Origin of the sequence: Synechococcus sp. CB0205, from assembly GCF_000179255.1 — a bacterium.
In the GTDB taxonomy this organism is placed as follows: Bacteria; Cyanobacteriota; Cyanobacteriia; order PCC-6307; family Cyanobiaceae; genus Vulcanococcus.
In genome coordinates this window covers 1-10,168 of the sequence record NZ_ADXM01000030.1, presented here as the reverse complement: position 1 = coordinate 10,168, position 10,168 = coordinate 1, and the positions used below count along the sequence as shown (strand labels likewise).

The window sequence follows — 10,168 nt, the reverse complement described above, 5'->3', positions numbered from 1 at the left end:
GACCCCCACTGCGTCAAACGCGGCCGATGGGGCTGACGAAACCCCAGACCATTTCTAGGGTTTGGCAAGACAGGCGATCAGCGGGAGGCCAGTCCTGGCCAAGCAATTCAGCCAAGAGCGTCTTCGCGTCAGACCCAGCTCGCGCGAAGAGGCGGTCGTTGCGGCCGCAGAGGAGCACTTTGAGAAGACCCTCGTTCGCATCCGCGGTGAACTCGTTGGATCCGTAGCGGCCCTCTCCCATCCCGGCGGTGGGGATGAAGCCCTGAACTACGGCGAGGTCTTCCTGCGGGACAACGTCCCGGTGATGCTCTATCTGCTGCTCAAGGGCCGCTACCAAATCGTTCGCAACTTCCTCGATATCTCCCTGGAGCTGCAGAGCAGCACCTACCAAACCCGCGGGGTCTTCCCCACCAGCTTTGTCGAGGACGGCGACGAGCTCCTCGCTGACTACGGACAGCGCTCCATCGGCCGGATCACCAGTGTCGATGCCAGCCTCTGGTGGCCTGTCCTCGCCTGGCTCTACGTCAAACGCAGCAAGGACTACGAGTTCGGCGCCAGCCAGAAGGTCCAGCGGGGGATCCAACTGCTGCTCGATCTGGTCCTGCACCCCACCTTCGAGGGCACGCCCGTGCTCTTCGTGCCGGACTGCTCGTTCATGATTGATCGCCCCATGGATGTCTGGGGCGCTCCACTGGAGGTCGAGGCCCTGCTCTTTGGCTGCCTCCGTTGCTGCTGCCAGCTGATGGAGCTGGCGCAGAAAAGCCACAACAGTCGATTGCTGGAGCAGCGACTGGTCCTGACCAAGCAGTGGAAATACGACCTACGCCGCTACCTGCTCAAGCACTACTGGGTGACCAGCAAAACCATGCAGGTCCTGCGCCGGCGCCCCACCGAGCAATACGGCGAGCAGCAGTCCCTCAACGAATTCAACGTCCAGCCCCAGGTCATTCCGCCCTGGCTGCAGGACTGGCTCGAGGATCGCGGCGGCTATCTGATCGGCAACATGCGGACCGGCCGGCCGGACTTCCGCTTCTACAGCCTGGGCAATTGTCTGGGCTGCCTCTTTGGTCTGATCACCGCACCCCAGCAACGGGCTCTCTTCCGCCTGGTGCTGCACAACCGCGATGAGCTCATGGCCCAGATGCCCATGCGCATCTGCCATCCACCGCTCGAAGGGGACAAGTGGAGTGAGAAAACCGGATCAGACCCGAAGAACTGGCCCTGGAGTTATCACAACGGAGGCCACTGGCCGAGCCTGCTCTGGTATCTCGGCGGTGCCGTTCTGCTGCATCAACGGCTCTATCCCACGGCCGATGTCCTGCTGATGGGCCAGATGCAGGCCATGCTCGAAGAGTGCTACTGGATGCAGCTCAACCAACTGCCAAGGCAGCAGTGGGCCGAGTACTTCGATGGACCAACCGGCACCTGGGTGGGACAGCAGGCGCGGACCTATCAGACCTGGACCATCGTCGGTTTCCTTCTGCTGCATCACATCCTGCGGGTCAAGACCGACGACGTGGACATGCTCGACATCAACGCGCCCTAAGGGCGGGCACAAAAAAGCCCCGGCACGAGGCCAGGGCTGAAGAACACAAGCGCGGGGCTTTGGATCAGAAGAGACCCAGGGTCAGGGATTTGTCGATCGGCAGAGCAGCGCCGATGCCCAGATAGATGGTGAACACGGTGCCGAACAGGAAGGCACCCATGGCCACGGGCCGGCGGAAGGGGTTCTGGAACTTGTTGAAGCTCTCGATGAAGGGCACCAACATCAGACCCAGGGGAATCATGGTCTGCAGAGCGATACCCAGCAGCTTGTTGGGCACCACGCGCAGGATCTGGAAAACCGGATACAGGTACCACTCAGGAAGGATCTCCAGAGGAGTGGCGAAGGGATCAGCCTTGTCGCCCAGCATCGCGGGGTCGAGAACTGCCAGGCCCACCAGGCAGGCCAGGGTTCCCAGGATCACCACCGGGAAGATGTAGAGGAGGTCGTTCGGCCAGGCGGGCTCGCCGTAATAGTTGTGACCCATGCCCTTGGCGAGCTTGGCCCGCAGCTTGGGATCGCTGAGATCTGGCTTCTTAAGGATATGCATGAGGGTGACCGACGTTGGAGTCGTTTGTTTCCCAGTGAAGGAAGGCTAGAAACCGCCCTGGGTGTGGCGGAGCCGTCGAAAGAGAGCCGTCAGGGATCGCAACAAAGCGACCCCGTGGCGGAAATCACAAGGGACCGGAGATGCCCTGCTTCCGGATCATCAGGAAGTGCATGAGCATGAACACGGCCAGCAGCCAGGGCATCACGAAGGTGTGCAGGCTGTAGAAGCGCGTGAGGGTGGCCTGGCCAACACTCTCGCCGCCGCGCAGCAGCTCAACCATGAAGTCACCAACGACGGGCACGGCTGCGGGAACACCCGAGACGATCTTCACAGCCCAGTAGCCGACCTGATCCCAAGGCAGGGAGTAACCGGTCACACCGAAGGACACGGTGATCACAGCCATGGTCACGCCGGTGATCCAGGTGAGCTCACGGGGGCGCTTGAAGCCGCCGGTCAGGTACACGCGGAAGACGTGCAGGATCAGCATCAGCACCATCATCGAGGCGCTCCAGCGGTGAACCGAGCGGATCAGCCAGCCGAAGCTGACATCGGTCATCAGGTACTGAACCGAGGCGTAGGCCTCAGCCACGGTCGGCTTGTAATAGAAGGTCATCGCGAAGCCGGTCGCGAACTGCACCAGGAAGCAGACCAGGGTGATGCCGCCCAGGCAATAGAAGATGTTGACGTGGGGCGGCACGTACTTCGACGCGACATCGTCAACGATGTCCTGGATGTCCAGGCGCTCGTTGAACCAGTCGTAGACGGGCGATGACTTTCCGCCGGCGGCGGGTGAGGAGTTCGCCATGCAGCGATTGGGTTTGGTTGGCAGAGTCTACCGATCACCTCCTGCCGCTCGTGAGCGCGGCGCCGCTTGTGACATCACCGCCACAAAACCCGACTCCGCGGCGCTCGAGGGAGCTGAAATCCGTTGCAGCGCTTGCGCTGTCCTGGTTCTTAAGCCTGTGGCTGACCGCCGCACCTGCCCTGGCCCTCAACGATGGCCAACAGCTCGTGGTTGAGAGCTGGCGCCTGGTGAACCAGAGCTATGTCGATCCCGATCGCTTCGACACCATTCATTGGAAACGGCTGCGGCAGAAAGCACTGGAGCGCTCCATCCAGAGCAGTGCCGATGCCTACGACGCCATCGAGGCGATGCTGGCCCCGATTGGAGATCCCTACACCCGCCTGCTGAGGCCAGCTGACTTCCGAACGCTGAAGGCCAATACAGAAGGAAGCGTCAGTGGGGTCGGCCTGCAGCTCGGGATTCGCCAGGACGACACCGCCATCGTGGTCATTGCCCCGCTCGAGGGCTCCCCGGCGGCCGAAGCCGGCATCAGCAGCGCCAGCGTTCTCAAGAGTGTCGATGGTTTGAGCACAGCGGATTTGGGCCTGGAGGCCACCGCGGCCCGTCTGCGGGGCAAAGAAGGCACCTCCGTTCTGCTGGAGCTGATCACCCCGAGCGGTAAATCCCAAGAGGTGGAACTCAGGCGCCGGCAGGTGGACCTTCAGCCCGTCCGCAGCCGCCTGATCCAAACCGCTGGGCATCGCCTGGGCTACATCCGCATCACCCAGTTCGCCGAACCCGTCCCCCAGGAGCTGGCCAAGGCACTGCAGAAGCTGCAAGCCCTGGACATCGACGGCCTGATCCTGGATCTCAGGAACAACTCCGGTGGCCTCGTCAGCGCGGGCCTGGCCGTCGCCAACGTCTTTTTGGATGGGGGCCCAATCGTCGAGACCCAAAACCGTGATGGCTTTAGCGATGCCCAGCAGGCCAGCCGCGGCCAGCTCTATGACGGCCCGATGCTCACCCTGGTGAACGAAGGCACCGCCAGCGCCAGTGAAATTCTGGCTGGGGCCCTGCAGGACGACCAGCGCTCACCGCTTCTTGGCAGCCGGACCTTTGGTAAGGGCTTGATCCAGACCCTGATCGGCCTGGGGGGTGATGGCAGTGGTCTGGCCGTCACCGTGGCCCGCTACCTCACCCCCAGTGGACGGGATATCCAAAACCTGGGGATCGAACCCGACCAACGCCTGGCGGATCCCGAACCGCTCAATCCCGGCGGGGACGGGGACACCTGGCTGGAGATCGCCCTGAACCAACTCGCTGAGCAGATCGAAGCCGGATGAGCGCCCGCACCTATCACGATCCGCTGCACGGGGCGATCCGACTGTCCCGGCGCGAACCCGCCGAAGCCCTGGCGATCGATCTGATCGACACGCCGGTCTTCCAGCGGCTCAGGCGGATCCGGCAACTGGGGCCGGCCTACCTGACCTTCCACGGGGCCGAGTCCAGCCGTTTCACCCACTCCCTGGGGGTCCTGCATCTCGCCCGCCAAGCCCTGGGGAACCTGGGCCGCAGCCATCCCGAACTCAGCGAGCACCGGGGGGTGCTCTACGCCGCGGCCCTGCTGCACGACGTCGGCCATGGCCCCCTCAGCCACTCCGGCGAGGAGATGTATGGACTGCACCATGAGAGCTGGTCCAGTCGACTGATCCGTGAGCACCCCTCGCTCAGGGAGCCGCTTGAAGCCTTTGCTGAGGGCACGGCCGATCAGGTCGCCGACCTGCTGGAGCACGGCCGCTTTCGCAATCCAGCCATCAAGGCGCTGGTCAGCAGCCAGCTCGATTGCGATCGCCTCGATTACCTGCTGCGGGACAGCTACAACACAGGCGCCAGCTACGGGGTGCTCGACCTCGAGCGCATCCTGGCCAGCCTGACCCTGGCCCCCGATGGCCAACTCGCCCTGCAGCCCAAGGGGCTGATGGCTGTCGAGCACTACCTGGTGGTGCGCAACCTGATGTACCGCAGCGTCTACAACCACCGCCTCAATGTGGTCTGCAACTGGCTGCTGAACCGGACCATTGCGCTGGCCCGGGAACTGGGACCCGATCAGGTCTGGGCCGATGCCGTGATGCAGCGCTGGCTCTGGGAACCCAAGACTCTTGATCTCGAGGCCTTCCTGGGTAATGACGACGTGAGAACGGGCTATCACCTGCAGCGCTGGCTGGAGGAGGGACCGGCCCCGCTCCAGCAACTCTGCGGACGGGTCCTCAACCGAGAACTGCTGCGAGCCTCCGATCTCAGCCAGCTCCCCCAGGAGAGGCGTCTGGCGCTACTGGCTCGGGCACAGACCCTGAGTGAGTCGGCCGGACTGCGCCCTGACCTCTGCTGCGGCCTGCACCAGCAGAGCAACCACGGCTATCACCCTTATAAAGGTGGGCTTCGTCTCTGGGATGGGCATCAGCTCGGGGCCATTGAGCAGCGCTCACCGCTGATTCGCAGCCTGATCCAACCAACCCAAACCGCCTGGCTGATTCATCCACCGGAGATCACCCCGGCGATCCGCGAAGCCCTGGCCCTAGAAGTTGCAGCGGGAGATCCCTAAGTTGCACGCCATGCAGGCCGCTCCCCGTCGCTTCCAGCTCAAGCCCCTTCGCAAGGCTGAGGCCTCGGCACTCGATGAAGTCCGCTCCCAACTCGGGGCGACGGATGGCCCTGGAGCTGCCGTGCTGGTCTGCGACGACCGGCTGCTGAGCCTGCCGGACCTGCGCGCCATCGCCGAGCTGCTCCAGCAAGCCCAACAACCCTTGGTTCGCGTCGAAGCCCGGGAGGCCCTGAGCCTGGTTCCCGCAGCGGCGCTTGGGCTCGAAACCGCCCTGATCACAGAGGCACTCCCCGAGCTAAGCCGCCCTGCAGCGGAGGCCAGCGATCTCACCATCCACCGGGGCACCCTGCGCTCGGGCGATCACCTGCAGGTCGATGGCTCCGTGCTGGTGCTCGGAGACGTCAATCCAGGGGCCCGGGTCAGTGCCAACGGAGACGTTCGGGTCTGGGGACGGCTGCGCGGCATTGCCCATGCCGGCCAAGCGGGCAACACCGCGGCCCGGGTCGTGGCGCTGCAACTGCGCCCGCTGCAGTTGCGCATTGCCCACGCCGTGGCTCGGGGGCCTGAGGACCTACCCCCTCCGGGATTTAGCGAGGAAGCACTGCTGCTGGATGGAGCCATTGCCATCCGACCGGCTGAACCGCTCTGGCCCCAGGAGGCTTAACGGTTCACCAAACCAAACGCCCCCAGGCCAGCGGCCACGGCCATGAACCACAAGGGGGAGATCTTGGTGCGCAGCATCAAAAAACAGACGACCGCCGAGACCGCATAGGCGGGGGTGTCGTGATCGGAGATCCGCAGGATCTTCAGGCCAACGGCAAACAGCACCCCGAGGGTGATCGGTCCCATCGCGCGCTCGAAGGCCAGCCGAAAGGGGGAGGTCTTAAAGCGATTCCAACTCAAGGCCGCAATCACCATCAGCAGGGTGGAGGGCAACAGGATCGCCACCTCCGCCATCACCCCACTGAGCAGACCCCAGAAGGGGCCCTCCTGAAAGGCAGCCCCCATGCCGAGCAAACCAACAATCATCGAGCTGGGACCCGGTGCCCCTTCGGCAATGGCGTAGATCTCGGCGAACTGTTGGGAGCTCAGCCAGCAGTACTTGTCGACCGCCATGTAGTGGTACTCCGCCAGCAGCGTGTTCCCGCCACCCAGGGAAAACAGCGACAGGCTGAGGAAGTCCCAGATCACGGCGATCAAATTGCGCCAATCCCCCAGATGGGCCGGTTGACAGACCGCAGCCAGCAGGCTGGTCATGGCTTTCTCGGCCAATACCAGGCCATCGCCAAGGGGCCCGCCACCAGCACCAACGGCACCAGTCGCACATGGAAGACCGTCATCGCCACAAAGCTGATGGCCGCCAGCAGCAGCGCGACGCGATCCTTCAGGTAGGCGGCGGCAATCTTGAAGCCCATGGACAGGGCCATGCCCGCTGAGGCCGTGATCACTCCCGCCAGGAGACGATCCACTCCCACCGACGTGTGCAGGTAGTAGTAGGCAAGCCCAAGTGCCATCAAGACGCTGAAGGGCAGCAGCAGGATTCCCGCCAGGGCCGCCAAGGCGCCGGTCAGGCCACGGAAATGACTGCCGATGTAGATCGCCATGTTGATCTGGTTTGGGCCAGGGAACAGGCGGGCCACCGTCAGGCCAGTGATGAACTCCTGCTTGGTCATCCACTCCTTGTCTTCGACGACGATTCGCTCGCTCCAGGCCGAGAGTCCTCCTCCAAAGGAGGAAAGGGCCACCTGCTGCATGCCCCAGAACAACTGCCGGTGGGTGGGATCCATCAGTCGTGCACGAAGTGGGGATCCGGCGGCAGCTAGCCCTCCTCGTGATACGCCGGATCCAGTGGATCCGGGGCGCTGTACTTCTTGGCGGACTCCCAGTCGGCGTTGAACGTCTCCGACAGGCGAGCGATCACCTCTGGGGCATCGACCTCAATGCCCAGTTCACGGCGGAGATCAAAGGCGCTGCGGTCGATATTCATCGAACCGGTCATGGCGGCGCGCTCGTCCACCAGGATCAACTTGGCGTGCAGCTTCAACTGCTTTTGGCGCCGGATCTTGACCCCGGCGTGCTCCAGCAGGCGCAGGGAACTGAAGGTGTCGTAGACGTCCCAATCGCTGAGGCCGTGCTTGCCGCCGCAGAGCACCCGCACCTTCACCCCCCGCTGCTTGGCGGCCACCAGCCGCTCCAGGATCACGGCGTCCACAAACTTGGGGTGCTGAATGCGCAGCGACTCCTGGGCGCTATCGATCACCCGGGCCATCTGCCCGCGGCTGTGGACGCTGCTCCAGACCAGGCCGACATCGAGGCGGGGATCAAACGCGCGGCGTTCCCAGTCCGCGTCAAAGCCCGCCATCACCTGCTCGATCACCCGCGGGTCATGGCTCACGACGCCGTAATCACGGGTCTCGGTGAAGTACTTCTCTGAGAGGTTGAAGGTGGCGATCAGGGCCGCCTGACCATCGATCACCATCGATTTCTCGTGGGTGACCGGGAAGCGCTCGCTGGTCCAGGCCACCTCCACTCCCCAGCCCTGAAGCAAGGCAAAGGCCTCGTCATTCCAGCGGTCACCACCGGAGGTATGGGGATTGAGCATCACCCGAATCCGCACCCCCCGTTGCTGGGCGCGCAGCAAGGCCTGCTCGATGGCCTCGCTCTGCAGCTTGAACTGCTTGAGCAGCAGCTGGGACTGGGCCTGGTCGATCCAATCCACGACCGCCTGAGCCCCGTCATCGGGCATCACAAGGAGACGTTGACTGGCTGCCATAACGGCCCAGAGCTGGCGTCTGATGTCTAGGGAGAAACGGCTGAATTGGCCTTAACCTTCACGCACGTTTCGGTGCGCTGTGGCCTCCAGTAGTCGCTTCATCCTGATCTGCTCAGGCAAGGGGGGTGTGGGCAAAACCACCCTCACCGCCAACCTGGGCATTGCTCTGGCCAGGCAGGGCATGCGGACCGCCGTGCTGGACGCCGATTTTGGCCTGCGCAACCTGGATCTGCTGCTGGGCCTCGAGAACCGCATCGTCTACACCGCCCAGGACGTTCTCTCGGAAACCTGCCGCCTCGAGCAGGCTCTGGTGAAGCACAAGCAGGAGCCCAACCTGGCCCTGCTGCCGGCGGGCAATCCACGGATGCTGGAGTGGCTGAAGCCCGAGGACATGCAAACCATCGCCGAGATGCTCGGCGAGAGCCACGACATCGTGCTGATCGACTGCCCGGCTGGCATCGAGGACGGCTTTAAGAATGCGGCCGCAGCCGCCAAGGAAGCCATCGTGATCACCACCCCTGAGGTGTCCGCCGTGCGGGACGCCGACCGGGTGATCGGACTGCTCAACACCCGTGGCATCCAGCCGATTCAGATGGTGCTCAACCGGGTGCGCCCCAAGATGATGGCCAACCAGGAGATGTTGGCCGTGGATGACGTCACCGACATCCTGGCCCTGCCGCTGCTTGGTCTGGTGCTGGAAGACGAGCAGGTGATCGTGAGCACCAACCGCGGTGAACCCCTCACCTTGAGCGGATCCAACTCCCCTGCCGCCACCGCCTACAGCAACATCGCTCGGCGCATCTGCGGTGAAGACGTTCCGCTGATTGATCCCTCCAAGGTCAAGCAAGGCTTGCGCGCCAAGCTCAGCCGCCTGATGCAAACCAAGATTTTCTGAACTGATGAGCCTGCGCGAATTCATCGACAAGTTGCTTGGGCGTCAGCCCGCCAGCGCCACCACGGCCAAGGAGCGCCTGCAGCTGGTGCTGGCCCATGACCGCAGCGATCTCAATCCGGAACTGCTGGAGCAGATGCGGCGCGAGATCCTTGAGGTGGTCAGCCGCTACGTTGAGATCGATCTCAGCGAAGGCGATGTCAGCCTGGAAACGGAGGATCGCGTGACCGCCCTGGTGGCCAACCTGCCGATTCGCCGGGCCATCTTCAAACCAACTCCCGAGGCCGCGAGCGAGGAGGAGGCCGAGGAGCCCGCAAGCGAAGACGCGCCTGCGGCCAGCGAAACAGCCACGGAGGAAGGCGAACCCGAGCCCATCGTCAGCCAGGGCTGATCCAGGGGAATGCTTGGGGCAGTTGCCTCTCTCCATGGCTGCCCCCTCAGGCCTTAAGCCCACACCAGCCGAGCGGCGGGTCCTCTCTGAGTTGCGAGACGGCAAAAGCAACGGCTCAATCGCGGTGAGCCTCAGCCTCAGCCGACGCACGGTCGAATCCCACCTGTCGCGGCTGCTGGCCAAAACCGGTTGCCGCAACCGCACCCAGCTGCTGCTCTGGTCCATGGCCGAGCGATAAGCTCTGAGCAGGGGCCAGGCCCCGTTGCCGGCTTAGCTCAGTGGTAGAGCAGCGCTTTTGTAAAGCGAAGGCCATCGGTTCAAATCCGTTAGCCGGCTTTGAAAGTCACGTCCATTGGATTGAGCCAATCGTCCCTAAACGTTTGTGGCCTGATCCTTGTGGGGTATGTGACTTAAACCGCAGCATTCATCGCGAGAGAACCTCGCAAGCTTTGAACGGCTGGGGACAGGATTTCGATACCTGCTTCGGCAAACCGATCCTGCAGGCGGCCATGGAGCTCTGAAAGGGATTCGCGATAACGGGACGGATCACTGACAAAGGCCGTGACTTCGTAGCTGACATGAAAGTCATTCAGTGCGGTCTGTAAGACATACGCCTCCTGTAGATCGCTAACT

12 protein-coding genes, 1 tRNA gene and 1 pseudogene are annotated in these 10,168 nt (G+C 63.4%); 8 read left to right on the top strand and 6 right to left on the bottom strand.

Going from position 1 to position 10,168, the window contains the following annotated elements:
• Positions 1 to 94: 94 nt before the first annotated feature.
• Positions 95 to 1,546 (top strand): glycoside hydrolase 100 family protein, encoded by a 1,452-nt coding sequence (locus tag CB0205_RS0105030; protein ID WP_029626122.1) that lies wholly within the window; start codon positions 95 to 97, stop codon positions 1,544 to 1,546.
• 64 nt (positions 1,547 to 1,610) lie between these two features.
• On the opposite strand, the gene petD is transcribed toward CB0205_RS0105030, so the two are convergent.
• Positions 1,611 to 2,093, bottom strand: a complete 483-nt coding sequence (petD, locus tag CB0205_RS0105025) for a cytochrome b6-f complex subunit IV (RefSeq protein WP_010315067.1) — start codon at positions 2,091 to 2,093, stop codon at positions 1,611 to 1,613.
• Between the two features lie 124 nt (positions 2,094 to 2,217).
• On the bottom strand, positions 2,218 to 2,898 hold the full coding sequence (gene petB, locus CB0205_RS0105020) for a cytochrome b6 (RefSeq protein WP_010315065.1): 681 nt from the start codon (positions 2,896 to 2,898) through the stop codon (positions 2,218 to 2,220).
• A 68-nt stretch (positions 2,899 to 2,966) separates the two neighbouring features.
• Here petB and ctpZ point away from each other — a divergent pair, with 68 nt between their 5' ends.
• The 3 genes from ctpZ to CB0205_RS0105005 are packed head-to-tail and all read left to right on the top strand — an operon-like array spanning position 2,967 to position 6,143.
• Positions 2,967 to 4,220, top strand: a complete 1,254-nt coding sequence (gene ctpZ / locus CB0205_RS0105015; protein ID WP_369791652.1) for a carboxyl-terminal processing protease CtpZ — start codon at positions 2,967 to 2,969, stop codon at positions 4,218 to 4,220.
• Positions 4,217 to 5,479, top strand: coding sequence for an HD domain-containing protein (locus CB0205_RS0105010; RefSeq protein ID WP_010315061.1), 1,263 nt, complete (start codon positions 4,217 to 4,219; stop codon positions 5,477 to 5,479). Before ctpZ ends, CB0205_RS0105010 begins: the two co-directional genes overlap by 4 nt.
• Positions 5,480 to 5,489: 10 nt before the next feature.
• Positions 5,490 to 6,143 (top strand): septum site-determining protein MinC, encoded by a 654-nt coding sequence (locus CB0205_RS0105005; RefSeq protein ID WP_043705487.1) that lies wholly within the window; start codon positions 5,490 to 5,492, stop codon positions 6,141 to 6,143.
• On the opposite strand, the gene CB0205_RS0105000 is transcribed toward CB0205_RS0105005, so the two are convergent.
• From CB0205_RS0105000 to CB0205_RS0104990, 3 genes are read right to left on the bottom strand one after another with little or no spacing between them, the layout of a single operon-like run.
• Positions 6,140 to 6,736, bottom strand: a complete 597-nt coding sequence (locus CB0205_RS0105000; protein ID WP_010315057.1) for a chromate transporter — start codon at positions 6,734 to 6,736, stop codon at positions 6,140 to 6,142. The genes CB0205_RS0105005 and CB0205_RS0105000 overlap by 4 nt on opposite strands.
• Positions 6,733 to 7,266, bottom strand: a complete 534-nt coding sequence (locus CB0205_RS0104995; protein ID WP_010315055.1) for a chromate transporter — start codon at positions 7,264 to 7,266, stop codon at positions 6,733 to 6,735. Before CB0205_RS0104995 ends, CB0205_RS0105000 begins: the two co-directional genes overlap by 4 nt.
• Before the next feature lie 32 nt (positions 7,267 to 7,298).
• Complete coding sequence (locus CB0205_RS0104990; protein WP_010315051.1) at positions 7,299 to 8,252, bottom strand: phosphatidylserine/phosphatidylglycerophosphate/cardiolipin synthase family protein; 954 nt, start codon at positions 8,250 to 8,252, stop codon at positions 7,299 to 7,301.
• A gap of 79 nt (positions 8,253 to 8,331) precedes the next feature.
• Between CB0205_RS0104990 and minD the strand changes: the two genes are divergently transcribed.
• The 4 genes from minD (at position 8,332) to CB0205_RS0104970 (ending at position 9,871) form a co-directional block, all read left to right on the top strand.
• The gene (gene minD, locus CB0205_RS0104985; RefSeq protein ID WP_010315049.1) at positions 8,332 to 9,147 is read left to right on the top strand and encodes a septum site-determining protein MinD; all 816 of its coding nucleotides are present in this window, start codon (positions 8,332 to 8,334) and stop codon (positions 9,145 to 9,147) included.
• Positions 9,148 to 9,151: 4 nt separating this feature from the next.
• A complete protein-coding gene (gene minE, locus CB0205_RS14270; RefSeq protein WP_010315047.1) occupies positions 9,152 to 9,535 on the top strand; it encodes a cell division topological specificity factor MinE in 384 nt (127 codons plus the stop codon).
• A 34-nt stretch (positions 9,536 to 9,569) separates the two neighbouring features.
• On the top strand, positions 9,570 to 9,773 hold the full coding sequence (locus tag CB0205_RS0104975) for a response regulator transcription factor (RefSeq protein WP_050778429.1): 204 nt from the start codon (positions 9,570 to 9,572) through the stop codon (positions 9,771 to 9,773).
• Between the two features lie 26 nt (positions 9,774 to 9,799).
• Positions 9,800 to 9,871, top strand: a tRNA-Thr gene (locus CB0205_RS0104970).
• A gap of 74 nt (positions 9,872 to 9,945) precedes the next feature.
• Here the strand turns inward: CB0205_RS0104970 and CB0205_RS16480 are convergent.
• Positions 9,946 to 10,168: pseudogene (locus tag CB0205_RS16480) on the bottom strand (mechanosensitive ion channel family protein); the annotation flags it as partial.